The 26,322-nt window shown below is 72.7% G+C and carries 24 protein-coding genes; 13 read left to right on the forward strand and 11 right to left on the reverse strand.

Translation table 11 applies throughout. The features are described from left to right. Positions 1-25: 25 nt before the first annotated feature. From GA0070561_RS21680 to GA0070561_RS21690, 3 genes are all read right to left on the reverse strand, one after another. Positions 26-1,501, reverse strand: coding sequence for a PH domain-containing protein (locus GA0070561_RS21680; protein WP_091403830.1), 1,476 nt, complete (start codon positions 1,499-1,501; stop codon positions 26-28). A gap of 43 nt (positions 1,502-1,544) precedes the next feature. Further along, entirely contained in the window at positions 1,545-2,096 is a 552-nt protein-coding gene (locus tag GA0070561_RS21685) for a PH domain-containing protein (protein WP_373861620.1), read from the reverse strand. A 224-nt stretch (positions 2,097-2,320) separates the two neighbouring features. Further along, complete coding sequence (locus GA0070561_RS21690) at positions 2,321-2,551, reverse strand: hypothetical protein (RefSeq protein WP_091403832.1); 231 nt, start codon at positions 2,549-2,551, stop codon at positions 2,321-2,323. A gap of 241 nt (positions 2,552-2,792) precedes the next feature. Between GA0070561_RS21690 and GA0070561_RS21695 the strand changes: the two genes are divergently transcribed. From GA0070561_RS21695 to GA0070561_RS21705, 3 genes are read left to right on the forward strand one after another with little or no spacing between them, the layout of a single operon-like run. Then, positions 2,793-3,890: an AAA family ATPase gene (locus tag GA0070561_RS21695; RefSeq protein ID WP_091403835.1), complete on the forward strand. Its 1,098-nt coding sequence runs from the start codon at positions 2,793-2,795 to the stop codon at positions 3,888-3,890. Further along, on the forward strand, positions 3,869-4,870 hold the full coding sequence (locus tag GA0070561_RS21700) for a DUF58 domain-containing protein (protein ID WP_091403837.1): 1,002 nt from the start codon (positions 3,869-3,871) through the stop codon (positions 4,868-4,870). The genes GA0070561_RS21695 and GA0070561_RS21700 overlap by 22 nt, the downstream gene beginning before the upstream one ends. Next, positions 4,867-5,817 carry a VWA domain-containing protein gene (locus GA0070561_RS21705; protein ID WP_091403838.1) on the forward strand — a complete coding sequence of 317 codons (951 nt, stop codon included), beginning with the start codon at positions 4,867-4,869 and terminating at the stop codon, positions 5,815-5,817. Before GA0070561_RS21700 ends, GA0070561_RS21705 begins: the two co-directional genes overlap by 4 nt. A gap of 7 nt (positions 5,818-5,824) precedes the next feature. Here GA0070561_RS21705 and GA0070561_RS21710 read toward each other — a convergent pair whose 3' ends face one another. After that, positions 5,825-6,697 (reverse strand): LysR family transcriptional regulator, encoded by an 873-nt coding sequence (locus tag GA0070561_RS21710; RefSeq protein ID WP_091403840.1) that lies wholly within the window; start codon positions 6,695-6,697, stop codon positions 5,825-5,827. A gap of 73 nt (positions 6,698-6,770) precedes the next feature. On the opposite strand from GA0070561_RS21710, the gene GA0070561_RS21715 reads away from it, so the two are divergent. After that, positions 6,771-8,042 carry an MFS transporter gene (locus GA0070561_RS21715; RefSeq protein ID WP_181541400.1) on the forward strand — a complete coding sequence of 424 codons (1,272 nt, stop codon included), beginning with the start codon at positions 6,771-6,773 and terminating at the stop codon, positions 8,040-8,042. Between the two features lie 388 nt (positions 8,043-8,430). Here GA0070561_RS21715 and GA0070561_RS21725 read toward each other — a convergent pair whose 3' ends face one another. From GA0070561_RS21725 to GA0070561_RS21740, 4 genes are all read right to left on the reverse strand, one after another. Beyond that, a complete protein-coding gene (locus GA0070561_RS21725; RefSeq protein ID WP_091403846.1) occupies positions 8,431-9,696 on the reverse strand; it encodes an acyltransferase family protein in 1,266 nt (421 codons plus the stop codon). Next, on the reverse strand, positions 9,693-10,598 hold the full coding sequence (locus tag GA0070561_RS21730) for an alpha/beta hydrolase (RefSeq protein WP_091403848.1): 906 nt from the start codon (positions 10,596-10,598) through the stop codon (positions 9,693-9,695). Before GA0070561_RS21730 ends, GA0070561_RS21725 begins: the two co-directional genes overlap by 4 nt. A 99-nt stretch (positions 10,599-10,697) precedes the next feature. Then, positions 10,698-11,360 carry a response regulator gene (locus GA0070561_RS21735; protein ID WP_091403852.1) on the reverse strand — a complete coding sequence of 221 codons (663 nt, stop codon included), beginning with the start codon at positions 11,358-11,360 and terminating at the stop codon, positions 10,698-10,700. Next, positions 11,357-12,586, reverse strand: coding sequence for a sensor histidine kinase (locus tag GA0070561_RS21740; RefSeq protein WP_141710417.1), 1,230 nt, complete (start codon positions 12,584-12,586; stop codon positions 11,357-11,359). Before GA0070561_RS21740 ends, GA0070561_RS21735 begins: the two co-directional genes overlap by 4 nt. 155 nt (positions 12,587-12,741) lie before the next feature. On the opposite strand from GA0070561_RS21740, the gene fabG reads away from it, so the two are divergent. The 4 genes from fabG (at position 12,742) to GA0070561_RS21760 (ending at position 16,165) form a co-directional block, all read left to right on the forward strand. Beyond that, the gene (gene fabG / locus GA0070561_RS21745) at positions 12,742-13,446 is read left to right on the forward strand and encodes a 3-oxoacyl-ACP reductase FabG (protein WP_091403857.1); all 705 of its coding nucleotides are present in this window, start codon (positions 12,742-12,744) and stop codon (positions 13,444-13,446) included. Positions 13,447-13,473: 27 nt separating this feature from the next. Beyond that, on the forward strand, positions 13,474-14,241 hold the full coding sequence (fabI, locus tag GA0070561_RS21750; protein ID WP_091403861.1) for an enoyl-ACP reductase FabI: 768 nt from the start codon (positions 13,474-13,476) through the stop codon (positions 14,239-14,241). 100 nt (positions 14,242-14,341) lie between these two features. Next, entirely contained in the window at positions 14,342-15,370 is a 1,029-nt protein-coding gene (locus GA0070561_RS21755) for a ferrochelatase (RefSeq protein WP_091403864.1), read from the forward strand. Between the two features lie 15 nt (positions 15,371-15,385). Next, entirely contained in the window at positions 15,386-16,165 is a 780-nt protein-coding gene (locus tag GA0070561_RS21760) for an HAD-IIA family hydrolase (protein WP_091403868.1), read from the forward strand. A 69-nt stretch (positions 16,166-16,234) separates the two neighbouring features. Here GA0070561_RS21760 and GA0070561_RS21765 read toward each other — a convergent pair whose 3' ends face one another. Continuing rightward, complete coding sequence (locus GA0070561_RS21765) at positions 16,235-17,029, reverse strand: hypothetical protein (RefSeq protein WP_091403871.1); 795 nt, start codon at positions 17,027-17,029, stop codon at positions 16,235-16,237. A gap of 173 nt (positions 17,030-17,202) precedes the next feature. On the opposite strand from GA0070561_RS21765, the gene GA0070561_RS21770 reads away from it, so the two are divergent. Further along, positions 17,203-18,015 carry a DUF3097 domain-containing protein gene (locus tag GA0070561_RS21770; protein ID WP_091403874.1) on the forward strand — a complete coding sequence of 271 codons (813 nt, stop codon included), beginning with the start codon at positions 17,203-17,205 and terminating at the stop codon, positions 18,013-18,015. A gap of 23 nt (positions 18,016-18,038) precedes the next feature. Here GA0070561_RS21770 and GA0070561_RS21775 read toward each other — a convergent pair whose 3' ends face one another. Next, on the reverse strand, positions 18,039-19,340 hold the full coding sequence (locus GA0070561_RS21775) for a serine hydrolase domain-containing protein (protein WP_091403877.1): 1,302 nt from the start codon (positions 19,338-19,340) through the stop codon (positions 18,039-18,041). 121 nt (positions 19,341-19,461) lie between these two features. Here GA0070561_RS21775 and GA0070561_RS21780 point away from each other — a divergent pair, with 121 nt between their 5' ends. The 4 genes from GA0070561_RS21780 to GA0070561_RS21795 all read left to right on the forward strand — a co-directional run bounded on the left by GA0070561_RS21780 (position 19,462) and on the right by GA0070561_RS21795 (position 24,419). Then, positions 19,462-19,935, forward strand: a complete 474-nt coding sequence (locus tag GA0070561_RS21780) for an NfeD family protein (protein ID WP_091403880.1) — start codon at positions 19,462-19,464, stop codon at positions 19,933-19,935. Positions 19,936-19,940: 5 nt separating this feature from the next. Then, positions 19,941-21,047, forward strand: coding sequence for an SPFH domain-containing protein (locus GA0070561_RS21785; RefSeq protein ID WP_091403883.1), 1,107 nt, complete (start codon positions 19,941-19,943; stop codon positions 21,045-21,047). 152 nt (positions 21,048-21,199) lie between these two features. Beyond that, on the forward strand, positions 21,200-21,967 hold the full coding sequence (locus GA0070561_RS21790) for a hypothetical protein (protein WP_091403886.1): 768 nt from the start codon (positions 21,200-21,202) through the stop codon (positions 21,965-21,967). Positions 21,968-22,217: 250 nt separating this feature from the next. Then, a complete protein-coding gene (locus GA0070561_RS21795) occupies positions 22,218-24,419 on the forward strand; it encodes a transglycosylase domain-containing protein (RefSeq protein ID WP_244166370.1) in 2,202 nt (733 codons plus the stop codon). Between the two features lie 5 nt (positions 24,420-24,424). Here the strand turns inward: GA0070561_RS21795 and GA0070561_RS21800 are convergent, their stop codons facing one another. Then, positions 24,425-26,314, reverse strand: a complete 1,890-nt coding sequence (locus GA0070561_RS21800; RefSeq protein ID WP_373861479.1) for a thiamine pyrophosphate-requiring protein — start codon at positions 26,312-26,314, stop codon at positions 24,425-24,427. Positions 26,315-26,322: the final 8 nt, after the last annotated feature.

Below are 26,322 nucleotides of genomic sequence, written 5' to 3' on the forward strand. Positions count from 1 at the left end.
TAGCAATGACGTCGACCGTGGCGGGTCAGGGTTGGGTGCGGGCCTGGTGGGCTCTCGTGGTCAGCTCGGCTGCCAGGGCCCATGCCTCTGCCAGATCGCGGTCCTGGGCGGTGGCGCCGGAACCCCCTGCGGTGTCCGCGTGTACGGAGGCCAACCCCAGCCGGCGCTGGATGGGCCCCTGGACCACTCGCACGCTCTGGATCCGGGCGTACGGCACGATCACCAACTGCCGGGTGAGCCGGCCGGACCGGGTGGCGAACACCCGCTCGAACAGCCCCGCGCCGAACGCGGCACGGCCCAGCGGGTGCAGCCAACGGGTCCGGCGCGGCGGCGGGCTCAGCGTGAGCGTGTCGAGTCGTACCCCGGGAAGCACCTCGGCGACGATCATCGTCGCCGTCGGCAGGTCGCCGACCGGCAGCAGCCGGTCGGGCCGGTTGCGGTCGTCGGCCTCCGCGACGGAGTAGCCGGCCACCTCCAGCCGCAGCCGCAGCCAGCCTTTCATCCGCCACAGCAACGGCCAGGTGGCCCGCACGGTCTGCACCCGCTCCAGCGGCACGGTCTGCGCCCGCGTCTCCAGCAGGCCGTTGTGCACTCGCAGCGTGCCGCCGTCGCGGGCCAGCCGGAAGTTCCAGTCGTCGAGGACCCGGCGGATCGGTTGCAGCAGTACACCCGCCATCGCGGTCAGGGTGCTCGCCACCGCGACGAACGACCACGAACCGGCGGTGAGGAACTGCACCACGACGAAGGCCACACCGAACGGGAGCAGGAACGCCTGCGGCGTGAGCAGTTGGCTGATCAGCAGGTTCTGGTTGCGTACCGCGTGCAGTGGCCGGCCCGGCACGGCCGCCGGTGGCGCCGTCGCACCCGGGGCCACCGGGGCCGCCGCGTCGCCGGGCGCGGGCTGCTGCGCCACCCGCCCGGCCAGCGCCAGCAGACGCTCGCGCAGCACTGCCGCGTCGGCCACCCCGAGGTACGCCAGTGGCGCCTCGGTCTTGCCTCCGCCGACCACTTCCAGGCGCAGCTCGGCCAGGCCGGTGAGCTGGGCGAGCAGCGGCCGGACCACCTCCACGGCCTGCAACCGCTCCAACGGGATGGCCCGGGTACGCCGCCAGAGCAGCCCCTCGTACACCCGTAGTTCCCGGCCGACGACGTGGTAGCCGGTGTTGTACCAGCTGACCACCGACAGCACTGTCGCGCCGAGCGCCAGCACCGCCACCATGGCGGCGAACCAGCCGAAGCCCACCCGGGACAGCGTCGACCAGGACAGCCCGGCGATCACCACGACCAGGGACTTGGCGCCGTGCAGCACCGGGCTGAGCGGGTGCAGTCGCTGCCGGGGCTCGCCCTCGCCGCCGCCCGGTGGTGCCGGCCACGGCGCGGGCGCTCCCGGCGGCCCAGGGGGAGCCGCGTCGGTGGCTGCCGTGCCAGCGGGCAGCACCGGCCCCGGTGGCGTCGGGCCGGTGGGTGGCACGGTGCTCGGCTCGGCGGGCCCGTCGCTCATCGGAGCGGCCCTCGGCGCGGTCGGCGGCTGCCCGCGCGGGTGCTCACAGCCCCTCCGCCCGGTCCTCGCCGAGCGCGGTGAGCCGATCGCGCAGCCGGGACGCCTCCGCCGGACGCAGCCCGGGCACCCGGGCGTCGCTCGCGGCCGCCGCGGTGTGCAACTGCACGGTGGCCAGGTCGAAGGCGCGCTCCAACGGCCCGGCGCTCACGTCGACGAACTGCATCCGCGAGTACGGCACGATGGAGAGCCGGCGGACCAGCAGCCCGTGCCGGACCAGCAGGTCGTTCTCCCGCTCGGCGTACCCCCAGGCCCGGACCGCGCGGACGATCGCGACGGCCCGCCACGCGCCGAGCACCAGCACGACGGCCACGGCGAGCCCGAACAACCAGTGGCCGCTGAACGCCCAGCCGGCTCCGGTCACCGCCAGCCCGATGGCGACCACGATCGCCAGCCGGATCAGCTCCACCCAGATCAGGTCGGTGGAGATCGGCTGCCAGTTGACCGTGTCCGGCCAGGGCTCCAGCGGACCCCGGCCACCCGGCGCAGCCGTCAGCAGCGCGCCGGGCTCGGGCGGCAGGAGGCCCGGGGGCGGCAGGTCGGGCGCGCGCTGGTCGGCGGCGGGTGCCGGCCGGTGGCCGGGCGGCAGCGCGCCCGGTGGCAGCGGGGCGGGCGTCGAGACGTCCGGCGCGGTGGGCTCCGGGCCGAGCGTGCCGGGTGCCGGGAACGCGCCGGGCGGCGGATCGACGCCGGGTGGTGCGGTGGCCGGGGTGGGCGGCCAGGACGGGGAGGTGGGGCCGGGGGAAGCCGGAGGGTCGCCGCTCACAGGTCGAGCGTAGGCGATCCGGGCACCGGAGTGACGGCACGCAGGAAGCCTCGAGCGTCGAGGAAGTCACCGAGGCTGCCCCGGTGCTGGGCGCAGGCCAACCAGGTCTTGCGCCGATCGGCGTCGTGCAGACGGGGATTGTTCCACTCCAGCGCCCAGATGGCGGCGGACCGGCAGCCCCGGGCCGAACAGACCAGGGCCTCGTCGGCGGGGGAGGGGATGCTCATCCCGGCCAGTCTAGGGCGGCGGGACGGAGAAGTTGAGCGCCGGGCGACCACGGGGGGAGCCGCCCGGCGACGGGGTGAATCGTACACGCGACGGGCCGCTCCGCGCATACCCGCGATGCGGGATTCGGCCGCTGGGGACGGCGCGGTCAAAATCGGCTTCTCCCCACCTCGACACTCAGCAAGGCGTGCGAGTCTTGATACCGCACGAGCCGCGACGACCGACAAACGCTGTGGAGGACCGGTGGCCCAGCCGACCATGCCCGACGCCCCGACGCCGAACGGAGCGGCACCTGCCCCGGTGACCACACCCGCACAGGACGCCAGCCTGCTGGAAAAGGGCCTGTTCGAGATCAAACGCGTGATCGTCGGGCAGGACCGGATGGTGGAGCGGATGTTCGTCGCGCTGCTCGCCCGCGGTCACTGCCTGCTCGAGGGCGTGCCCGGGGTGGCCAAGACCCTCGCGGTGGAGACCCTCGCCAAGGTCGTCGGTGGGTCCTTCGCCCGGGTCCAGTTCACCCCGGACCTGGTGCCCGCCGACATCATGGGCACCCGGATCTACCGGCAGTCGAGCGAGAAGTTCGACGTCGAGTTGGGCCCGGTCTTCGTCAACTTCCTGCTCGCCGACGAGATCAACCGGGCGCCGGCGAAGGTGCAGTCCGCGCTGCTGGAGGTCATGAGCGAGCGGCAGGTGTCCATCGGTGGGGAGAGCCACCGGGTGCCGGACCCGTTCCTGGTGATGGCCACCCAGAACCCGATCGAGCAGGAGGGCGTCTACCCGCTGCCGGAGGCGCAGCGGGACCGGTTCCTCATGAAGATCGTGGTGGGCTACCCGACCGACGCGGAGGAACGGGAGATCGTCTACCGGATGGGCGTGGCCGCGCCCGAGCCGACCGCGGTGTTCGACACCCCGGAGCTGATCGCCCTGCAACGCAAAGCGGACCAGGTCTTCGTCCACAACGCCCTGGTCGACTACGCGGTCCGGTTGGTGCTCGCCACCCGGGCCCCGGCCGAGCACGGCATGCCCGACGTCGCCCAACTGATCCAGTACGGGGCCAGTCCGCGCGCCTCGCTGGGTCTGGTCCGGGCCACCCGCGCCCTGGCGCTGCTGCGCGGGCGTGACTACGCGCTGCCGCAGGACGTGCAGGACATCGCGCCGGACATCCTGCGGCACCGGTTGGTGCTCAGCTACGACGCGCTCGCCGACGACGTGCCCGCCGACCACATCGTGCAGCGGGTGATGTCGACGATTCCGCTCCCGGCGGTCGCTCCCCGGCAGCAGGCCACCCCGCCGTCGATCGCGCCGCCGCCGGGCGCTGGCTGGCCCGGGCAGCGCCCGTGACCTCACCCACCCCTCGTCCGGCCCCCCTCGCCGACCGCAGCGAGGCCGTGCTGTCCCGGCTTCAGTTGCTCGTCACCCGCAAACTCGACGGTCTGCTTCAAGGCGACTACGCCGGCCTGCTGCCCGGACCGGGCAGTGAGGCGGGAGAGTCGCGGGAGTACCGCCCCGGCGACGACGTGCGCCGGATGGACTGGCCGGTCACGGCCCGGACCACCACACCGCACGTGCGGCGTACGGTCGCCGACCGGGAGCTGGAGACCTGGCTCGCTCTGGACCTCTCCGCCAGCCTGGACTTCGGGACCGGGCAGTGGCTCAAACGGGAGGTCGTGGTGGCCGCCGCGGCCGCCATCACCCACCTGACAGTGCGCGGGGGTAACCGGATCGGCGCCGTGATCGGCACCGGCGGCGGGGCGTCCGCCCCGGCCCGACGGTGGCGGGGCGGACCACCGCCGTCCGGGCCCGGGGTGTTCACCCGGCTGCCGGCCCGCTCCGGGCGCAAGGAGGCGCAGGGCCTGCTGCGTGCCGTCGCCGGCACCGCCATCCAGCCCGGCCGTGGTGATCTGGGCGCCCTGATCGAGATGCTCAACCGTCCGCCCCGCCGTCGCGGGGTGGCAGTGGTGGTCTCGGACTTCCTCGCGCCGGCCGAGCAGTGGGCGCGGCCGATGCGCAAGCTGCGCGTCCGCCACGACGTGCTGGCGATCGAGGTGGTCGACCCGCGTGAGCTGGAGCTGCCCGACGTGGGCGTGTTGCCGGTGGTCGACCCGGAGAGCGGTGAGCTGCACGAGGTGCAGACCGCCGACCCACGGCTGCGGCAGCGCTACGCCGAGGCCGCCGCCGCCCAACGGGCAACGATCGCCGCCGCCCTGCGCGGCGCCGGCGCGGCCCACCTGCGTCTGCGTACCGACCGAGACTGGCTGCTGGACATGGTGCGATTCGTGGCCGCGCAGCGGCACGCGCGTACCCGGGGGACGACACGATGATCCGTTTTCTGCAACCGTGGTGGCTGCTGGCTGTGCTGCCGGTCTTCGCCCTCGCCGCGTTCTACGTCTGGCGGCAGCTGCACCGCCGGGCGTACGCGATGCGGTTCACCAATGTGGACCTGCTGCGTACGGTCGCGCCGAAGGGCCTGGGCTGGCGTCGGCACGTCCCGGCGACCGCGTTCCTGCTCTGCCTGCTGGTGCTGGCCACCGCGCTGGCCCGTCCCGCTGTGGACACCAAGGAACCGCTGGAGCGGGCCACAGTGATGCTCGCCATCGACGTGTCGTTGTCGATGCAGGCCGACGACGTGGCGCCGAACCGGCTGGAGGCGGCCCAGGAGGCGGCCAAGCAGTTCGTCAGTGAGCTGCCGGAGAGCTACAACCTGGGCCTCGTGTCGTTCGCCAAGGCGGCCAACGTGCTGGTGCCGCCGGGCAAGGACCGGGACGCGGTGACCAGCGCCATCGACGGGCTGGTGCTGGCCGAGGCGACCGCGACCGGCGAGGCGGTGTTCACCTGTCTGGAGGCGATCCGGTCGGTGCCGACCGACGGCGCGGCGGGCATTCCGCCGGCCCGGATCGTGCTGCTCTCCGACGGCTTCCGGACCTCCGGTCGGGCGGTGGAGGAGGCGGCGGCGGCCGCGCAGGCCGCCAACGTTCCGGTCTCCACCATCGCCTTCGGCACCGACACCGGCCAGGTCGACATCGGCGGGCAGTTGCAGCGGGTGCCGGTGGACCGGTTGGCCCTCGCCGAGCTGGCCGAGACCACCGAGGGTTACTTCTACGAGGCGGCCTCGGTGAGCGAGCTGAAGCAGGTCTATCAGGACATGGGCAGCTCGATCGGGTTCCGCACCGAGCCGCGTGAGGTGACCCAGTGGTACGCCGGGGTGGCGTTGCTGCTGGCGCTCTGCGCGGGCGCGTTCAGTCTGCTCTGGTCGTCCCGGATGCTCTGAAGCTGGCTCAGGGTTTCATCAATGGGTCCAGGGCCAGGTGGGCGGGCAGGCTGAGCGCGGCGCGGGCCAGGACGGGTGGCGTGGGCCGGCGGGTAACCAGGTGAAGTATGAGCCGACCCGCCACCGCTACGGCCCCGAGCCGTTCCTGCGGTTCGGCGTAGGCGAGGCCCATTCCCCGGGGCAGGACGACCGGGCACCGCAGCAGACGGCCCATTCGTACGGCTGTTTCGGCGGTGGCTGCCGCGCGTGGTCGAGCACCCAGTTCGGAGAGCCGCCGGTGCAGCGCAGCCGTGGACATGTCGTAGGTGTACGCGATGACGTCGAGTCCGGCGAACGGCCGACGTCCGGCATGGAGCGTCACGTCCGGCGGGGTGAGTACGGCCAGCCTGTCGGCGCCGATGGGCAGCGCGCTCACGGTGCCGGGCAGCCGCATCTGATTGGCGATCGCGACGAAGGCCGCATCCAGTGAGCCCTCGCCGACCCAGTCGACCAGTCGGTCGCCATGGTCGGTGACCTGGTGCAGGTTTCTTCCGGCCAGCAACTCCTCCAGCGCCGGAAACAGCCAGGGGGCGAGGCTGCCGAAGGTGCCGATCGTGAGCGTCCCGGTGTGCGCTGCCACCCGGGTGCGATCGAAGATCTCTGCCAGATGGGCGAGGACGTGTGCCGCCTCTGCCGCGAGGGCCCTGCCGGCCGGGGTGGGCCGCGCCCCGGTGGTGTCCCGATCGAAGAGCCGTTCGCCGATCCGCCGTTCCAGCGCCGCCAGCCGGTTGCTGGCGGCCGGCTGGCTGATCAGCAGTTCCCGCCCCGCCGCTCCGAGCGAGCCGTGTCGAGCGAGCGCCTCGACGAGCCGAAGGTCCTCGACCGATGGCGATGAGTTCATAAGCCAAGGTTATGAGCTACTCCGCCGATCCGCGATCTACCCGACGGTGCCAGGCAAGATCAGGATTGGTTCCATGACCGCTCGACGTGACATCGCCGTCATGCTGACGACGACATTCCTGACCTGGATGGGGCAGCGTACGACAGCCCTCGCGCTGCCCCTCGTGGCGCTCGCCGAGACCGACTCCACCTGGGCCACCGGGCTGGTCGGCGGGGCGGTCGGGTTACCCATGCTCACCTCGGCCTGGTGGGCTCGCCGCATCCGGCAGCGGCTCACCACCGGCCGTGCGCTGGCCGGCGTGCTCGCCGTCCAGGTGATCGGGCTGTTGGTAGTGCCTGTCGGCGCCGTGCTCGGCACCGTCGGCCCGATCCACCTGATCGCCGCGGGCCTGATCACCGGCTGTGGCACCGCGCTCAGCGGCCCGGCCCAGCGGGCGTTGCTCGCCGACATCTGCGACGGACTGGGCACCGAACTCGCCGCCCGGATGCTCGCCTGGCAGGACTTCGCCCATCGCGCCACTATGATCCTGGCACCGCCGCTGGCTGGGTGGGCGATCACGCTTGACGGTCCGTTCCGGCTGCTCTGGGCCGAGGCGCTCGGCGTCGGGATTGGTGTGGTCGCGCTGCTGACCGTACGGGGCCGCGCCCCCGTCGCCCCGGGTGGGGCAACGAGCGACGCTCCTGCCCTGCGACACGTCCTGTCCCGACATCCGGATGTGCGTCGCGCTGTGGTCATGGGTGGGGTCGGAGGGCTCGCCTGGTTCGCCTTCACGCTCGGCCTGGCGATCCTCGGCGCCGAGACAGGTCGGCCGGGCCTACTCATCGCGGCCGGTATGACCGGGTACGGTGCGGGCTCCGTCGTCGGCGCACTGCTCGCGCCGATGCTCGTACCCCGGCTGCCGCCACTGGCGACCATCGCCGCCGGTTGGGTCGTTCTCGGTGCGACCTTCATGGTTCTGCCGCTGTTCACCGCGTCGCTGGCGTCGATCGCCTACCTGGCGGCGGTCGGCGGCTTCGCCATGCCTCTCGGTATCGCGGCGGTGAACCGGTTGATCAGTGTCCGCACCGACGGCGCGGAACGACGAGCGGCCTTCGCCGCAGAGAGCTTGGTGCACGACGGGGCTGTGTCGCTCGGCCTGCTCGCCGGCGGAACGATCATCGGCCTGGTCGGCACGGGAACAACGCTGGTCGTCGCTGGCGTCGCGCAGATCGGCGCCGCGCTCCTCGCCGGGCCCTGGCGGATTCCCGCACCGTTACGGGTCAGCCGAGCAGGCGCCCGCGGCGACGGGACACCTCCTGCCACGATTCGCCCCAGGTGGGCAATCGCGCGCAGGAGTCGTGGGTGAGCAATCGGTCCAGATACTCCCAGCGCTTCGTGTCGGTGACCAACTTCTACGCTTCGATGGCGTTGCGGCGCACCCACGCCGGCAACCGACAACCTCGGACGAGCGACGGTCAGTGACCGCCACCGGCGAGCACGAAGACGATGGCCACCCAGACGGCGGCGAGGGTGAAGCCCAGCGGGGCGACGTAGCGGCTCATGGACGGCTCCGGGTGGCGGCTGGACGGTCCGCGTGCGGGGGCGGACCGCAGGGGGTGGGGACGCGCACACGAAGTCGTGACCGGGCGGCTCCCGGCGACCGCCCGGGATCGGGCGGCGCGGCACACTCACCTCGGCAGTTGCCGACGTGGTGGGGAGCGGAGCGGGGTCAGCTCACCAGACTGAGTCGTGGCTCAGCGGGACTGACCATCGGCCCGGCCACGACTGGGAGGATCGCTATCTCGCACAGCGATCACCTCCTGCAAGTCGGGCGGGCCGGAACGTCGATGATCGTACACCTGCGGTGCCGGCGGAACGCACTCGGCCGACCGGCCGGCGACCCCTCCACCGCCCGGTTGGCGACGCCGCTCGCCACCAGCGCGTACGCCCCGCCGTAACGACCTCGGCTGCCCGACCCGCACCACAGTGACCAGCACCACGGCGAGCAACGGCAGCCAGCAGCAGCGCGCCAGCACCCACCCCGGGCCGTCCGGGGCGGTGTGCAGACCGGGCAGGGCCAGCCCGCTGCGGGCGGTGAGCGCGGTCACCGCCACCAGTACCGGCTGGTGCCACAGGTAGATCCGGACCGCGGACCGGTTCACAGCGGTCACCGCTGCGCCCGGCAGCGGCCGGGTCAGCAGCCGGTGCAGTGCCGGCCGGGCGAGCAGCCCCAGCCCGACCTGGGTCACCGCCAGCGCCACGACCAGCAGTGACGGCGGGTTCAGGTTGGACACCCCGGCCCCGGGCACGCCGACCGCGCTCACCGGGTAGCCCAGCGCCAGCAGCGCCGCCAGCGCGACCGCCCCACCGGTCGCCAACGTGCCGCCCGCCCGCCGGCCGTCCAGCCGCCCGTCGGCGTGCGCCACACCCAGCAGGTACGGCACCGACCAGGCCGCCAGCACGGTGACCGGGGGCAGGTCGGTGCCGGACGGCAGCAGCCGGACGGCCAGGTCGACCGCGGCCACCACGGCCACCGCCGGCGCCCCGCACCGCGCCACCCCCCACCGGCGTACGGCGACGCGCAGCGGGCCGGTCACCGCGACCAGGATCACCAGCGGTAGCAGGAACCACAGCGGGCTGACCGCCAGCCGCAGCGCGACGGCGAGCGTGTCGTCCGAGGTGCCGAGGACGGTGGCGGCGAGCAGCACGGCGGCACCCACACCGAGCAGCGCCACGGTGGGCAGCAGCAGCCGGCGCAGCCGCCCGGCCAGCCAGCCGCCCGCGCTGCCCGGGTAACGGGCCAGCGACCGGGTCGAGCCGAACCCGGCGGTGAAGAAGAACAACCCGAGCGTCTGCAACACCCAGGTCATCGGGGCCAGGTCGGGCAGGGCGGTCAGCGGGCTTGCCTGGTGCAGCCCGCCGTCGCCGGCCAACACCAACCCGGTGACCAGCCAGTGCCCCAGCACCACCCCGCCGATGGCGTACGCCCGCAGCGCGTCGACGGCACGGTCCCGGCTCACCGGGCGTCCCCGATCCGGTCGGCGTCGACGCCGCCCAGCACGACCGTCGCCACCGCGACCAGCGCGGCGCTGCCCGGCGTGAGGTAGCCGTCGTGCCCCGCCACCCCACCCACCGGCAGGGGTCGGGCACCGAACGCCGGGTCGCCGGGTCGCCGGCCGAAACCCAGGCCGGGCAGGCGCACCTGCGGTACCCGACGGATCCAGTCGGTCGGCGCCTCGGCCGCCCAGAACCGCCGCCCGCCGGGCAGGTCGTCGGCGCGCTGCACTCCGGCGCCGACACCGCCGAGGCTGACCACGTCGGTGACCTGGGACGGTGCGTCCGCCGCCGCCAGCGACACCACCAGCGACCCGTAGCTGTGCCCGACCAGCGTGATCGTCGCCGCCGGACGCCGCCCGGCCAGCTCCCTCAGCAGGGTGGCCAGCCCGGCCGCGCCGCGCCGCGCGCTGACGCCACCGGCGGCGGTCAACACCCCGTCGGGCGGGTCGTAGCCGAGCCAGGCCAGCACCGCGACCCGCGCCGCCGGGTCGGTCGCCCGCAGCTCCCGGTAGAGCTGCCCGGCCTGCACCGCCGGCGCCCGCCGGGCCACCCCGCCCAACCCCCTGTCGAAGTCGGCGAGGGTGCTGCCGACCCCCGGCACCAGCACCGCGATCCGGTCCGCGTCGGCGAGGTCGCCGAACACCTCGACCGCGCGGCCGTCACCGCGCTCGTCGAACAGCAGGAACCGGCGTCCGTCGGCCGCCCAGTCCGCGTACGGGGGGCCGGCCGCGCGCATCGCCGCCGCCATCACGGGGTACGCCTCGACGAACCCCGCCGCCGTGGCCGGCTCGGGTCGGGTCGGCAGGACCAGGTTCACGCCGAGCAGCGCGGCCATCGCCACCCGGCTGGCACCTCGTCGTCGCATCACGTTCTCCCTCCGGAATGTCGTCCGGAGGGAGAGTGCGCCCAGGGGCGGGGCCCGGTCGTCGTCCCGCAGAGCCGTTCCCGGGCTGGCTCCACAGGGCTACTCGCCGGCGGCCACCAGACCCGTCTCGTAGGCCAGCACCACGGCCTGGGCCCGGTCGCGCAGACCCAGCTTGGCCAGGATCCGTCCGACGTGCGTCTTCACTGTCTGCTCGGCCACCACCAGGTCACCCGCGATCTCCGCGTTGTTGCGGCCCCGGGCGATCAACCGCAGCACCTCGGTCTCGCGCGGGGTGAGCCCGGCCAGGTCGGTGGGGCGCGGGCGGCGGCGGTCCGGACGGGCCGCGAACTCGGCGATCAGCCGACGGGTGACCCCGGGGGCGAGCAGCGCGTCCCCGGCCGCCACCACCCGCACCGCCTGCACCAGGTCGGCGGCCGGGGCGTCCTTGAGCAGGAAGCCGCTGGCCCCGGCGCGCAGCGCCTCGTACACGTAGTCGTCCAGGTCGAAGGTGGTGAGGATGAGTACCCGGGGTCGCTGCGTCGACCGGTCACCGAGCAGCTTGCGGGTGGCCTCCAGCCCGTCCATGACCGGCATCCGCACGTCCATCAGCACCACGTCCGGGTCGAGGTGGCGGGCGGCGGCCACCGCCTGCGCGCCGTCGGCGGCGTCACCCACGACCAGCAGATCCGGTTGGGCGGCGAGCAGCGCGCCGAAACCCTGCCGGACCATCGCCTGGTCGTCGGCGATCAGCACCCGGATCATCGGTCCCCGCCCTCCGCGTCGTACGGCAACTCGGCCGCCACCGCGTAACCCCCGTCGGGCAGCGGCCCGGCGGTGAACGTACCGCCCAGCGAGGTGGCCCGCTCCCGCATGCCGGTCAGCCCGTGCCCGGAGCCGCCGTCGGCGGTCGGTCGGACCTCGGCCGGTGAGTTCTCGACGCGTACCCCCAGGCCGGATCGACCGGTGCGGACGGTGACCCGCACCGCGGCGCCGGCAGCGTGGCGGGCCGCGTTGGCCAGGCCCTCCTGGACGATGCGGTACGCGGCCAGCCCGACCGGCGCGGGCACCCGGTCGTCGTCCACCGGCTCGACGTCCAGGGTCACCGGCAGCCCGGCCCGGCGTGCCGCGTCCACCATCGCGCCCAGGTCGGTGAGGTCCGGCTGCGGCGCGGTCTGCGGCCCGCTCGTCTCGCTGCGCAGCACTCCCAACAGCCGCCGCATGTCGGTGAGCGCGTTGCGGGCCGACGCGGCGATGGCGACGAACTCCGCGGCTGCCGGGGCCGGCACGTCCGTCAGCCGGTACGGGGCGGTCTCTGCCTGCACCGCGATCAGTGACATGTGGTGGGCCACCACGTCGTGCATCTCCCGCGCGATGCGGGTGCGTTCCTCCAGCACCGCGCGGCGCTCCTGCTCCCGCTCGCTCAGCTCGGCCTGCGCCGCCAGCGCGTGCCGGGACAGCCGGTTGCGGCGGATCAGGTCGCCGACGATCGCCAGCGCGCCGAGCAGCAGCAGGACGGGGACCCGGTTGTCGGGATGGACCAGGGTGAGCACCGGCACCGTGCTGATCGCCACCACCCAGACCAGCACCGGCCGGTCGACACGTGCGACGACCACCGCCAGCACCGCGATCGACCCGAGCGCCAGCGGCGGGGTCCACGGCCAGGCCTGGTCGTCCGGGGCGTTGAACGTGCAGATCAGCAGGGCCAGCACCGTCAGCCGCCAGGCCAGCAGCGGACGTCGGGGCAGCGCCAGCAGCGGCGCCACCGTCATCGCCGCGAACAGCAGCGCGATCGGCGGAGCCAGGCCCCAGTCGCTCTCCACCGTCAACGTGATCAGGAAGAGGCCGAGCGCGGCGAGCAGGCCGACCGGCGCGGCGTAGCGGGCCGGCCCGGGCCAACGGGCCAGCAGCGGCCGTTCGGGCCGGGCGTCCGGGCCGAGCACTGTCTGCCGCAGGGCCCGCAGGGCCACCGCGATCGGATGCCGGTTCACCACCCGGAGGCTACGGGCCGACCCCGCCACGAGGCGTGCCACCAGGGGTTGATCCCGGTGTCGTACCCCAGTGTGACGCGACTCCCGTTAGCGCTTACCTGCCGGTAACGCCTAGGCTCCGACGCGTCCGTGCTGACCATTCGCAAGGGGGAACAGTGGCCCGTACCGTGCTGGTGACCGGGGGCAACCGGGGAATCGGCCTGGCCATCGCGCAGGCCTTCGCCAAGCAGGGCGACCGGGTGGCGGTCACCCACCGCAGCGGCGAGGCACCCGACGGGCTGTTCGGCGTACGCGCCGACGTCACCGACGCCGCCTCGATCGACGCCGCGTTCGCCGCCGTCGAGGCCGAGCTGGGTCCGGTCGAGGTGCTGGTCGCCAACGCCGGCATGACCGCCGACACGCTGCTGCTGCGGATGTCCGAGGAGCAGTTCACCGACGTGGTGGACACCAACCTCACCGGCGCGTTCCGGGTCGCGAAGCGGGCCTCCGGCAAGATGCTCCGCGCCAAGTGGGGCCGCATGATCTTCATCTCCTCGGTGGTCGGCCTCGCCGGCGGCGCCGGGCAGGTCAACTACGCCGCCAGCAAGGCCGGCCTCGTCGGCGTCGCCCGCTCGATCACCCGGGAGCTGGGCAGCCGCAACATCACCGCGAACGTGGTGGCACCCGGCTTCATCGACACCGACATGACCGCCGGCCTCTCCGGCGACCGCAAGGCGGAGATCCTCAAGTCCATCCCGGCCGGCCGGATGGCCAGCCCGGACGAGGTCGCCGCCGTGGTCACCTGGCTGGCCTCGGACAGCGCCGGGTACGTCTCCGGCGCCGTCATCCCGGTCGACGGCGGCCTCGGCATGGGCCACTAACCCTTTTGACTACGGAGGAAATCAGCGATGTCCGGACTGCTCGCCGGTAAGCGACTGCTCGTCACCGGTGTCATCACCGACGCCTCGATCGCCTTCTCGGTGGCGAAGCTCGCTCAGGAAAATGGCGCGCAGGTCGTGCTCACCGGCTACGGCCGGCTCTCCCTGGTCGAGCGCATCGCCAAGCGGCTGCCCGAGCCGGCGCCGGTCATCGAGGTGGACGTCACCAACACCGAGCACCTGGCCGGCCTCGCCGACCGGGTACGCGAGCACGTCGACGGCCTCGACGGTGTCGTGCACTCGATCGGCTTCGCCCCGCAGAGCTGCCTGGGTGGCGGCTTCCTCGACGCGCCCTGGGAGGACGTGGCGACCGCCCTGCACGTGTCCACCTTCTCGTACAAGTCGCTGGCCATGGCGGCGCTGCCGCTGATGTCGCCCGGCGGCGCGGTGGTCGGCCTGACCTTCGACGCGACGAAGGCGTGGCCGGTCTACGACTGGATGGGTGTGGCCAAGGCCGGCCTGGAGTCCGCGTCCCGCTACCTGGCGCTGCACCTGGGCAAGCAGGGCATCCGCAGCAACCTGGTCGCCGCCGGGCCGCTGCGCACCATCGCCGCGAAGTCGATCCCCGGCTTCGACCAGTTCGAGGACGCCTGGGCCGAGCGGGCCCCGCTGGGTTGGAGCCTCACCGACCAGGAGCCCGCCGCGCGGGCCTGCCTGGCGCTGCTCTCCGACTGGTTCCCGGCCACCACCGGCGAGATCGTCCACGTCGACGGCGGCTACCACGCCATCGGCTCCTGACGCCGCACCTTGACGCTCCCTGGTCACCGTCCACGTGATCTACGCGTCCGGACCAGGGGGCGTCGCCGGGACGTCCCGGCCGAGGGGCAAGAATGACCCCATGTCGTACGACGCGCTGGTGCTGGTGTCCTTCGGCGGGCCCGAACGGCCCGAGGACGTGATGCCGTTTCTGCAGAACGTGACCCGGGGTCGGGGTGTGCCTCCCGAACGACTGGTCGAGGTCGCCGAGCACTACCAGCACTTCGGTGGGGTGTCCCCGATCAACCAGCAGTGCCGGGACCTGCTCGCCGCCGTCCGCGCCGACTTCGCCGCGCACGGTGTCGACCTGCCCGTCTACTGGGGCAACCGCAACTGGGACCCGATGCTCGCCGACACCATGACCCAGATGCGCGACGACGGGATCACCCGGGCGCTGGCCTTCGTCACCAGCGCGTACGGCGGCTACTCGTCCTGCCGGCAGTACCAGGAGGACATCGCCGCCGCCCGTGCCGCCGTCGGCCCGGACGCCCCGGTGATCGAGAAGCTGCGTCAGTTCTGGGACCACCCCGGCTTCGTCGAGCCGCACGTCGACGCGGTCCGGGCGGCGCTGGGTCAGCTCGACCCGGCGAAGCGGGACACCACCCGGCTGGTCTTCACCGCCCACTCCATCCCCAACTCGATGGCGGCGAACGCCGGCCCGCACGGCGGCCGGTACGAGGCGCAGCTGCACGAGACCGCCCGGCTCGTCGCCGCGGCCGCCGCACCCGACCTGGCGTACGACCTGGTCTGGCAGAGCCGCTCCGGCCCGCCGCAGGTGCCGTGGCTGGAACCGGACATCAACGACCACCTGGCCGCCCTGGCGCAGGGCGGCACCACCGCTGTGGTGGTCAGCCCGATCGGGTTCGTCTCCGATCACCTGGAGGTCGTGTGGGACCTGGACACCGAAGCGCTGGAGACGGCGAAGCAGCTCGGCCTGGACTTCGTCCGGGCCGGCACGCCGGGCACCGACCCGCGCTTCGTGACCATGGTGCGTGAGCTGGTCACCGAGCGGACCGACCCGGACGGCGCGCAGCTACGCCGCCGCCTGGGCGAGCTGCCCATGTGGGACACCTGCCCCACCGTCTGTTGCGTGCCGACCCGTCGCCCCTGACCTCTGAGGATCATCATGCATGACCGTAAGCCCGTGCAGAGTTGGCTGACCGACATGGACGGCGTGCTGGTGCACGAGGGCCAGCCGGTGCCCGGCGCGCCGGAGTTCATCAACCGGATGCGCGCCTCCGGCAAGCCGTTCCTGGTGCTGACCAACAACTCGATCTACACCCCGCGGGACCTGACGGCCCGGCTCAGCCGGATGGGGCTGGACGTGCCGGAGGAGTCGATCTGGTCCTCCGCCCTGGCCACCGGCCAGTTCCTCGCCGACCAGCGGCCGGGTGGCACCGCGTACGTCATCGGTGAGGCCGGGTTGACCACGGCACTGCACGCCGTCGGCTACGTGTTGACCGACTTCGCCCCCGACTACGTGGTGCTCGGCGAGACCCGCACCTACAGCTTCGAGGCGATCACCAAGGCCGTCCGCCTGATCAACGACGGCGCCCGGTTCATCTGCACCAACCCCGACGTGACCGGCCCGTCCGTGGAGGGCGCGCTACCCGCCGCCGGCTCGGTCGCCGCCATGATCTCCAAGGCGACCGGGGTCGAGCCGTACTTCGTCGGCAAGCCCAACCCGATGATGATGCGCTCGGCGCTCAACACCATCAACGCGCACTCGGAGAGCACCGCGATGATCGGTGACCGGATGGACACCGACATCCTGTGTGGCCTGGAGGCTGGGCTGGAGACCATCCTGGTGCTCACCGGGATCAGCAGTCGCACCGAGGCGGAGCGTTACCCGTACCGCCCGTCCCGGATCATCAACTCGGTCGCGGACCTGCTCGACGAGATCTGACCAGCCCGGTCGCCTCCGTGCCGGCGGTGGTGATCGTGCCGTCCCGGCGGCGCTCCGTGCGGAGGCCGGTCAGGGGCGCAGGGGGGCGTTGCAGGCGGCCACCAGCGCCTGCCGGCAGGCAGCGGTCAGGGGGCGAAGTGCCGCGTCCCGTTGCTGCGCCTCGTAGTTGTTGATCGCGCCGCCCGGGGCGGCGTGCCCGGCCAACGCCAGCACCCGGTCGAGCACCGCGGCCCGGGCGAAGAGCCGGCGGGCCCGCGGGTCGAAGCCCGGTGGGAGATCGGTGGTGCCGTCCGGGCGGCGGAGCGCGGCCAGCGCACCGGCCAGCTCGGGCCGCCACTGGGCCACGTCGAGGCGGGTCAGCACGGCGGTCGTCTCGGCCAGCGCGGCGGCCAACTCGGCCTCCGCCTCGGCGGCGCCAGGCAACGAGAGTGACGCGGCGGCTGCGTTGGCCGGCAGCGGGTAGACCCGCCAGAGCACCGTCTCGAAACAGTCTCCCGAGCCGGAGGTGTGCAGCCGCACCTGGGGGATCAGCCCGAGCCCGCCGGCGACCACCGCCTCGCCCGTGACCAGCGCCGCACCGGCGAAGTCGCCGGGGCCGGGCAGACCCCTCGGGTCGCCCGGCGCGGGCAGCACCAGGCGGATCTCGTCCGGGGAGAGCTTGGCCAGGGTGGGCAGCGCGGCGCCCAGCGGGACGTCGGTCCAGGTGCCCGGGGCGTCCGCAACGAGGTGTTCCTCGTCGCCGGCGATGGCGTCGGCGACCTCGTCGTAGGGCACCAACCCGGCGCGCCACGCGCGCACCCAGGCAACGAACCGGCTGGACCGGCGCGGCGCGAGTGTGGCCGCGCCCGTTGCGGGGGTGGACATGCCGAAAGGGTACGTGGTCACGACCGGCCCTGTCTCGGCTGCCGCTCCGGTCGCCCGGCCTGCCCCCAACTGCCCTGTTCGCCCCAATCCCCGCCCCCTGTGGTCTGCGGTCAGAGGGCGGGGCGGTGTGTCGGGGGCCGGGGTGGGCGCGGGCTGGGTTTAGCGTGATCGACATGGCGGGGCGATACGGCGAGGACGTGTTGGCGGGCGACTGGCGACGGCGCAAGGTCACCCCCGAGGTGGACGCCGAACCGGATCTCGTGGTCGAGGATGCCGACTCCGGGTTCTGCGGAGCGGTGGTGGGCTTCGAGGCCGGCGCGGTGGTGTTGGAGGACCGGCACGGTAAACGGCGTAACTTCCCGCTGCTGCCGGCGGCGTTCCTGCTCGACGGCCGCCCGGTGACGCTGCGCCGTCCGACCCGGGCTGCGGTGCCGACGGCCCGTCGGCGGACCGCGTCCGGCTCGGTCGCTGTGGACAACGTCCGGGCCCAGGTGGCGAAGGCCAGTCGAATCTGGGTGGAGGGCATCCACGACGCCGCGCTGGTCGAGCGGATCTGGGGCGACGACCTACGGATCGAGGGCGTGGTGGTCGAGCCGTTGGACGGCATCGACGCCCTCGACGCCGAGGTACGCGACTTCGGCCCCGGCCCGACCCGACGGCTCGGCGTGCTCGTCGACCACCTGGTGCCGGGCAGCAAGGAGAGCCGGATCGTCGCCCGGGTGAACTCGCCGCACGTGCTGGTGACCGGGCACCCCTACGTGGACGTGTGGCAGGCGGTCAAGCCGGCCGCGTTGGGCATCGCGGCCTGGCCGGTGGTGCCGCCGGGGCGGCCGTGGAAGGAGGGGGTCTGCGCGGCCCTCGGGGTGGCCGAGCCGGCCGACATGTGGCGGCACATCCTGTCCCGGGTGAACAGCTTCGCCGACGTGGAGACCCCTCTGATCAACGCCATGGAACGCCTCATCGACTTCGTCACCGAGCCGGCCTGACCGCACCCGTTCCTTCCCGCGGGTCAGGGGACCTCGTCCGGGCTGCGGGTGAAGACGAACGTGGCGATGTCGACCGCCTGCGCCCGTCCGTTGTCGTCGCGCAGCACCGACAGGATCTCGCCGTTCTCCGGGCCGGAACGTCCCCGCCAGCGGTCCGTCCCCTCGGCGGTGAACCGGCTCACCCGCTCACCGCGTACGTGGGCCACCAGGTCACCCGCGTCCCAGCTCAGGTCCAGCGACGTGCCCATCCACCACCAGCGGCCGGTCAGCTCGCCCGACTCGGCATCCGGCGCGGCGGTGGCCGGCCGCCACGGCTGCGGGAACGCCGGCTCGGCGTCCAGCACGGTGGTCAGCAGTTGACGGCCGAGCCCGGTGATCGGAAAGCCGTACGAGTTGGCGAAGCCGACCACGGCGGTACGGGTGGACCGGTGCACCAGGAGGGCGGCCACGTACCCGGGCATCGAGCCGCCGTGCCCGACGTACACGCGCTCGCCGTCGCGGTAGAGCTCCAGCCCCAGGCCGTGCCCGCCGGTCCAGGAGTCGAGGTCGCTGATCACCACGGGGGCACACATCTCGGTCAGCGTCTCGGCGGCCAGCACCGCCGGGTCGGGGTCGGCCAGGAACGCGGCCCAGCGGCCCAGGTCCTCGATCGTCGACCAGAGCTGCCCGGCGGGGGCCATGGCGCCGGTGTCGGTGCGGGGTTCCTCGCGCAACGTGCCGTGCCAGGGATGGACGACGTAGCCGCGGGCGTACGGCTCGGTGGCCGCGTAGGTGGTGCGACGCAGGCCCAGCGGCGTGAGGATCCGTTCGTCGAGCAGATCGGCCCAGGGTGTCCCGGTGAGCCGTTCGAGCAACCCGCCGAGCAGCCCGTACGCCAGGTTGGAGTAGTGGTACGCGCGGTGCGGCGGGTAAGCGATCTTGTCGGCATCGACCTCGGCGAGCAGGGTGGTGAAATCGACGCCCGCCGCGCGCTCCCACCAGTCGCCCTCGGGTTCGCGTTGGATGCCGCTGGCGTGGCCGAGCAGTTGGCGCACTGTGAGCGCGCCCACACCGGTGCCCGGCAGGTGCTGCTCCAGCCGGTCGTCCAGGGCCAGTCGGCCGGCGTCGCGTAACTGCATGATCAGGGTGGCGGTCATCGTCTTGCTGATCGAGCCCACGCGGTACTGCAGGTCGACATCCGGGCGGGGGTGTTCGCCGGCGACGGCCACGTGCGCCAGCGTGCCGTCGCGGACCACGCCCACCACCAGCGACGGGGTGTGACCGTCGGCCTGTGCCTGGGCGACCCGGGTGTCGATCTGTCGGGCGGTCTCGGGGAGCACTGTCAACGGGATCTCCTCGGGTCGGGCCGCCGATTCGTGGTGTTTCTGACGGGCCGGAAAGGGTCTCGCAGAGCCTACTGATCTTCGCGGGAAGGTCGCGCGTGCATTTGCGTGTCACGATTGGGTGGTGGACGCCGTGGTGTGGATCGTTTTGGGTGTACTGCTGGCCGTCGCCGAGATCTTCACGACGACGCTATTTCTGATCATGTTCGGGGCCGGTGCGTTCGCCGCCGCCGGTGCGGCCGCCCTGGGCGCGCCGGTCGCCGTGCAGGCGCTGGTCTTCGCGGTGGTGTCGGCGTTGAGCCTGGTGGTGGTCCGACCGGTTATCCGGCGGCACAGCCGCTCCGCGCTGGAGAGCGGCGAGCAGCCGTTCGGCGTGGAGGCGATCGAGGGCTCCACGGCGCTGGTGCTGGAACGGGTGGACGCCGAGCAGGGTCTCGTCAAGATCGACGGTGAGCTGTGGAGCGCCCGGTCGTACGACACGACACAGGTCTACGACCCCGGTCAACGGGTTCGGGTGATAAAGGTCCGGGGCGCTACCGCCCTGGTGTGGCAGGACGATGTTTCTTCCGCCGGCGAGCTGCCGGAATCGAGAGGGTGAACGTAATGACCTTAATCGGGGTGGTGGTGATCGCGGTGGCGTTGATCGCCGTGATAACGCTGGCCAAGGCTGTGCGGATCGTGCCGCAGCAACGTCAGGACGTGGTGGAACGGCTCGGCAAGTACAAGCGCACCCTCAGCCCCGGCCTCAACCTGCTGGTGCCGTTCATCGACGCGGTCCGTACCAAGGTCGACATGCGGGAGCAGGTGGTCAGCTTCCCGCCGCAGCCGGTGATCACCTCGGACAACCTGGTGGTCTCGATCGACACGGTCCTCTACTTCAAGGTGGTCGACTCGGTCCGGGCGACCTACGAGATCTCCAGCTTCCTCCAGGCCATCGAGCAGCTGACCGTCACCACGTTGCGTAACGTGATCGGTTCGCTCGACCTGGAGCGGGCGCTGACCAGCCGGGACGAGATCAACCGGCACCTCTCGGGTGTGCTGGACGAGACCACCGGCCGCTGGGGCATCAAGGTGACCCGGGTCGAGATCAAGGCGATCGAGCCGCCGGCCAGCATCCGCGACTCGATGGAGAAGCAGATGCGCGCCGAGCGGGACCGTCGTGCGGCGATCCTGACCGCCGAGGGGCACAAGCAGTCTGTGATCCTCACCGCCGAGGGTGACAAGCAGTCGGCGGTGCTGCGGGCCGACGGTGACCGGCAGGCCCGGATCCTGCAGGCCGAGGGTCAGGCGAAGGCGATCCGGACGGTCTTCGACGCGATCCACCAGGCCAACCCGAGCCAGAAGGTGCTCGCCTACCAGTACCTGCAGGCTCTGCCGCAGATCGCCCAGGGCAGCGCCAACAAGGTCTGGATCATCCCGGCCGAGTTGACCAAGGCCCTGGAGGGGATGGGTGGCGCGCTCGGTGGGCTGAGCCAGATGGTGGGGGATCTGCCCGCACCGGAGGCCGCGGACCAGGCGAGCCAGGTCGAGCGCGAGGCCGCGGAGGCGGCGCAGGCCGCGGCGGACGCCGCCCAGCAGATCCACGACGAGGTACGCGTCGCCGAGGCGCAGGCCACCGGCAGCAAGGGGCCGAAGGGGCTGCCCGCACCGGAGCCGGTGTCGCCGACCAGCCTCGTCGAGGACCCGGCCGACCAGCGCGAGCGCGGCTGATCCTGTACGCCGGCCGCCCGGTCGGCTAAATACGAGAAAGACTCATGGGGCGCTCCGACGCCTGCCACGATCGGTCCTAGGACGGGTGGTGACCAGGCAATCGGGGCGCCCCGGCGCGTCGGTGCACCGCTCGACGACGAGCGAGGTGACGCATGAAGGATCCGGCGAATCGGATGTGGTCCTCGGCCCCGGTGCCCGGCGCGCACGACCCGGTCGCCCCGCTGGGCTCCCGGCGCAGCGGTGGCGGGTTCGGCGTACTGCCCTTCGTCGGCGAGCCGACCCCGGGCGCCCCCGCCACGAACGCCAGTTGGGCCTGGTCGGTACGTCGGTTCGCGCGCGCGGCGGTCTGGCTGCTGCCCGCGTACGCCATCCTCTACGGCGCGGTGGCGATGGCCAGCGACGGAGGGGTGGGCAACGACCCCTACCCGGCCGATGGTCAGGCGGTGTACCTGGTCGGTTGGGTGGCCGCGGTCTGGCTCGGCCTGCTCGCGTTGCTGGCCCTCACCGGGCTGCTGGCCGCGACCCGCAGCCGCCGGGTGGCCGCCGCCGGGCTGCTGGTCAGCATCGCCGGCACCGTGCTGATGCTGCCGTTCGCCGGGTTCGAGGAGCAGACGCCGGTCTTCGGCACCACCGCGCGGTCGCTGGTCCTGCTCGGCGCGACGTTCTACAGCGCGGGCTGGTTCCTCACCGGGTGGGCGGTGGCCCGCTCGGGCACCTTCAGCCTCGGCGACGGCGTCATGCTGATCATCGCCGCGCCGCTGCTCGGCCTCGGCGGTGCCCTGATCGGCTCGTTGCAGACCTTCGGCGCGATCTTCGTCCTGATCGCCGGCATCGGCATCGGCTACCGCTCCGGCCGCCTGATGCCCCGCGAAACCGCCAGAGACGCCGCCACCGCCAGCCTAAGCACCCCAAACCCCTAACCCACCCACCCACCCACCCATCCCACCGGTCAAGCCCTCGCCTATCGGCCGGTGATCAAGAGGTTTGCGTCAGCCGAAGGCCCTTTCCTGACGCAAACCTCTTGATCACCGGGGGCAGAGGGTGCAGGGGGCGGGGGCGGGGGCGGGGGCGGTGGGTGGGTGGGAGTTGGCTGGTGGGTGGGCGTGAAGTTGCTGACAATCGCGGCGTGGGGGTGGTCGGTTGGCGGCTTTCATGGCAATCCTGGGGAGCATGGCCGCCCCCCGCTCGCCGCTGTCGCGGCTGTTCACCGTGCTGCTCGCCGGCGTGTTGGCCGGGCTTGTCCTGGCCGTCGCCGCGCTGCCGGGCAACCTGCTGCTCGGGCTCACCGCCCGCTCCGCGCTCGGGTCGTACGCCGCGTTGCCGGCCTCGCTGAAGACCCCGGCCACGCCGCAGCGTTCGTACCTCTACGCCAACGACGGCAAGACGCTGATCACCACGTTCTACGACGTGAACCGCACCGACGTCCCCCTGTCGGAGATCGCCCCGGTCATGCGGCAGGCGATCGTGGCGGCCGAGGACCGGCGCTTCTACGACCACGGTGGCGCGGACCTGCGCGGCCTGGCCCGGGCCCTGGTGGCCAACGTCAAGGGTGGCGGCACAGAGCAGGGCGGCTCGACGCTGACCATGCAGTACGTCCGTAACGTGCTCAAGACCGACCCCACCCGCACCGCCGAGGAGCGCGCCGCCGCCACCGATCCCACCGTGGGCCGCAAGATCCAGGAGATCCGGTACGCGAGCGCGCTGGACAAGAGCCTCGGCAAGGACGAGATCCTCGACCGGTACCTGAACATCGCCTACTTCGGGTCCGGCGCGTACGGGATCGCGGCGGCCAGCCAGCGGTACTTCGGCAAGCCTCCGGCGCAGTTGACCCTCGCCGAGTCGGCCCTGCTGGCCGGTCTGGTGCAGTCCCCGGACGCGTACAGCCCGATCAGCGGCGACAAGGACGAGGCGCTGGCCCGCCGGTCGTACGTGTTGGACTCCATGGTCGCCACCAACGCGATCACCGCCGCGCAGGCCGCCCAGGCCAAGGCGGAACCGCTGGCCCTGCACCCCACCGCCCAGCCCAACGGCTGCACCGCCGTCTCCCAGGGCCACGACGACTGGGGTTTCTTCTGTGACTACCTGCGCCAGTGGTGGCTGACCCAGCCGGCCTTCGGGGCGACCGTGGCGGAGCGCGAGCAGGCACTGCGATCGGGCGGCTACACCGTGGTCACCTCGCTGGACCCGAAGATCCAGGCCACCGCGCAGCAGCAGGCCACCAAGGTCTACGGGTACGACAACAAGCGCGCCCTGCCGATCGCGGCGGTCCAGCCGGGCACCGGGCGGGTGCTGGCGATGGCGGTCAACCGGCACTACAGCCTCGCCGACAACCCGGGCGGGCAGGCGAACCATCCGAACACCGTCAACCCGCTGATCTCCGGCGGAGCCAGCGTCGACGGGTACCAGGCGGGTTCCACGTTCAAGCTGTTCACGATGCTCGCCGCGCTGGAGTCGGGCCGTACCCTGTCCACCGGTTTCGACGCGCCCGCCAAGCTACCCACCCGGTACGCCGCCGAGGGGCCGGGCAGCTGTGACGGCCACTGGTGCCCGGCGAACGCCAACCCGGACTGGATGGACGGGTACCGGATGATGTGGGACGGCTTCGGCCGCTCGGTGAACACCTACTTCGTCTGGCTGGCCGAGCAGGTCGGCCAGGACAAGGTGGTCCAGATGGCGCAGCGGCTCGGCATCACGTTCCGCGCCGACTCGGACGCCAACTTCGCCAAGAACAACGCCGCGAACTGGGGTTCGTTCACCCTCGGCGTGGCGGCCACCACTCCGCTGGACCTGGCCAACGCGTACGCGACGGTGGCCGCCGAGGGCACCTACTGCACGCCGGTGCCGGTGGTCTCGGTGACCGGCGTGGACGGCACGAAGGTGCCGGTGGGGCAGCCCTCCTGCAAGCGGGTGCTCGACGCCGACGTGGCCCGTGCCGCGACCGACGCGGCGCGCTGCCCGGTGGGTCAGCAGTCGGCGTTCGGGCAGTGCAACGGTGGCACCGCCACCGGTGTGAACGACATCCTCGACGGCCGACCGGTGGCTGGTAAGACGGGTAGCTCGGAGGAGAACTCCACCGAGACGTTCGTCGGCTTCACCCCGCAGGTCGCGGTGGCCGGTATCGCCGCCAACCCGGACGACCCGGCCGACTCGGTGGGGTCGGCGGTGCAGACCAAGGTGATCGACGCGGTGGCCCGGGTCATCGCCACCGCCGTGAAGGGCCAACCGGAGAAGGCTTTCGCCGCACCGAGCCGTGAGCTTGCCGGCGACGCGCGCCGCCCGGTGGAGCGCCCAACGGTCCCGGAACGCCGGCAGGACCCCACCACCGACGACCCCCGATCAGCCCTCCAACGCTGGCTAGACCGCCGAGGCTGACGGTCTCAGCGGTCTCGGCGGCGGGGGCGGTAGCTCGCGAGCGTCGACGGGAGGCCGCGGCGGATGATTCCGGCCCAGTCGGTGTCGCCGCGTAGCACCGCCGCGGCGGTCTTGCGGGCCTGCTCGACGGTGAAGTGCGGTGGCAGCATCAGCTCCGCCGGGTCGACCAGGGCGTTGATCACCACCGGCCGGTCGGCGGTGAGCGCCCGGTCCCAGACGTCGCGCACCTGATCTGGTGAGTCGATCAACTCGCCCTGCAGGCCGAGCACCTCCGCCCACTGGTGGTAGGCGATGTCCGGCAACTGCTGGCTGTCCGGGAACATCGGCGTCCCCTCGGTGGAGCGCTGTTCCCAGCTGACGAACGCCAGATCCCGGTTGTTGAGCACCAGCACCACGAAGCGCGGGTCGGCCCAGCTGCGCCAGTACTTCGCCACGGTGATCAGCTCGTTGACGCCGTTCATCTGCATGGCGCCGTCGCCGATCAGTGCGACCAGCGGCCGGTCCGGGTGGGCGAACTTGGCGCTCAACGCGTACGGCATGGCGCCGCCCATGGACAGCAGCGTGCCGGAGAGGCTGGCCAGCATGCTGGGGCGTACCTGGATGTGTCGGGCGTACCAGGCGGTGGTGGTGCCGCAGTCGACAGCGAGCAGCACGTCGTCGGGCAGGCGTTCGTTCAGCGTGTGGAAGAGCAACTGCGGGTTGACCGGGTCGGCGGCCTGCTCGGCCAGGTCGTGCTGCACCCGACGCCACGCCGAGGTGGCCTCGGCGACCTCTGCCCGCCAGGCGGTCGGCCCGGGGCCGGGGCCCAGCTCGTTCAGCAACGCCCGCAGCGTGGGGCGGGCGTCGCCGGTCAGGTTCACCTCGGTCGGGTACCGCAGCCCGAGCTGGGTGCCGTCCAGGTCGATCTGCACCGCGCGGGCCTGCCCGGGCTGCGGGTAGAACTCCGAGTACGGCATGTTGCTGCCCACGATCAGCAGCCGGTCGCAGCCGCTCATCAGCTGCCAGCTCGGTCGGGTGCCGAGCAGCCCGATCGCGCCGGTCACCCACGGTTCGCGGTGGTCGACGGCGGTGAAGCCGAGCAGCGCGGTGGCCACGCCGGCCCCGAGCCGATCAGCGATCTCGCGGACCTCGTCGCGCGCGCCGAGGGCACCCTGGCCGACCAGCATGGCCACCCGTTGCCCGCCGCGCAGCACCTCGGCCGCCCGGCGTACGTCCGCCTCCGGCGGCACCGTCGGTGTGCTGCTCGGCGCGTTGCTGGTCTGGTAGTAGCCGTGCGCGTGCGGCGGGTTCGGTACGGCCGGCTCGTCCTGCAGGTCCAGGGGCAGAATCAGGGCGGTGACGGTACGCCGGGCCAGCGCCGTCCGGCACGCCCGGTCGACCAGGTGGCGTACCTGCGCCGGGTGGTCGAGCTGAGCCAGGAACGCCGCTGCCACGTCCTTGTAGAGGGCGAGCAGGTCGACCTCCTGGTAGTAACCGCCGCCCTCGGCGGTGGTCGCTGTGTGACCGACCAGGGCGACCACCGGTTGGTGGTCGAGCTTCGCGTCGTACAGGCCGTTGAGCAGGTGAATGGCGCCCGGCCCGCTGGTGACCAGCGCGCAGCCCAGCGGCCCGCCGCCGTACTTGACGTGCGCGGAGGCGGCGAAGCCGGCGGTCTCCTCGTGGCGGACCTGGATGAACTGGGCGCGGCCGTTGGTGCGTTGCAGCGCGGAGGTGAGGCCGTTGATGCCGTCCCCGGGATAGCCGAAGTAGCGGTGTACACCCCAGCTGAACAGTCGCGACACGATGTGGTCGGCGACGGTCGGACGCCGGGGCAGGGTGCCCGCTTCGCCCGCCGTGGTGTCGTCTGCGCTCACCTGGCTGGTCCTTCCCGTCGCGTCCCGATGTCCGCCGGTCATTCCCCTTC

Origin of the sequence: Micromonospora saelicesensis (assembly GCF_900091575.1) — a bacterium.
Classification (GTDB): Bacteria; Actinomycetota; Actinomycetes; order Mycobacteriales; family Micromonosporaceae; genus Micromonospora; species Micromonospora saelicesensis.

Coding starts and splice junctions, on each gene's coding strand:
- GA0070561_RS21680 (WP_091403830.1), bottom strand. CDS start 1,501: ATGAGCGACGGGCCCGCCGAGCCGAGCACCGTGCCACCCACCGGCCCG.
- GA0070561_RS21690 (WP_091403832.1), bottom strand. CDS start 2,551: ATGAGCATCCCCTCCCCCGCCGACGAGGCCCTGGTCTGTTCGGCCCGG.
- GA0070561_RS21705 (WP_091403838.1), top strand. CDS start 4,867: ATGATCCGTTTTCTGCAACCGTGGTGGCTGCTGGCTGTGCTGCCGGTC.
- GA0070561_RS21710 (WP_091403840.1), bottom strand. CDS start 6,697: ATGAACTCATCGCCATCGGTCGAGGACCTTCGGCTCGTCGAGGCGCTC.
- GA0070561_RS21715 (WP_181541400.1), top strand. CDS start 6,771: ATGACCGCTCGACGTGACATCGCCGTCATGCTGACGACGACATTCCTG.
- GA0070561_RS21730 (WP_091403848.1), bottom strand. CDS start 10,598: ATGCGACGACGAGGTGCCAGCCGGGTGGCGATGGCCGCGCTGCTCGGC.
- GA0070561_RS21735 (WP_091403852.1), bottom strand. CDS start 11,360: ATGATCCGGGTGCTGATCGCCGACGACCAGGCGATGGTCCGGCAGGGT.
- fabI (WP_091403861.1), top strand. CDS start 13,474: ATGTCCGGACTGCTCGCCGGTAAGCGACTGCTCGTCACCGGTGTCATC.
- GA0070561_RS21755 (WP_091403864.1), top strand. CDS start 14,342: ATGTCGTACGACGCGCTGGTGCTGGTGTCCTTCGGCGGGCCCGAACGG.
- GA0070561_RS21760 (WP_091403868.1), top strand. CDS start 15,386: ATGCATGACCGTAAGCCCGTGCAGAGTTGGCTGACCGACATGGACGGC.
- GA0070561_RS21765 (WP_091403871.1), bottom strand. CDS start 17,029: ATGTCCACCCCCGCAACGGGCGCGGCCACACTCGCGCCGCGCCGGTCC.
- GA0070561_RS21770 (WP_091403874.1), top strand. CDS start 17,203: ATGGCGGGGCGATACGGCGAGGACGTGTTGGCGGGCGACTGGCGACGG.
- GA0070561_RS21785 (WP_091403883.1), top strand. CDS start 19,941: ATGACCTTAATCGGGGTGGTGGTGATCGCGGTGGCGTTGATCGCCGTG.
- GA0070561_RS21790 (WP_091403886.1), top strand. CDS start 21,200: ATGAAGGATCCGGCGAATCGGATGTGGTCCTCGGCCCCGGTGCCCGGC.
- GA0070561_RS21795 (WP_244166370.1), top strand. CDS start 22,218: ATGGCCGCCCCCCGCTCGCCGCTGTCGCGGCTGTTCACCGTGCTGCTC.
- GA0070561_RS21800 (WP_373861479.1), bottom strand. CDS start 26,314: ATGACCGGCGGACATCGGGACGCGACGGGAAGGACCAGCCAGGTGAGC.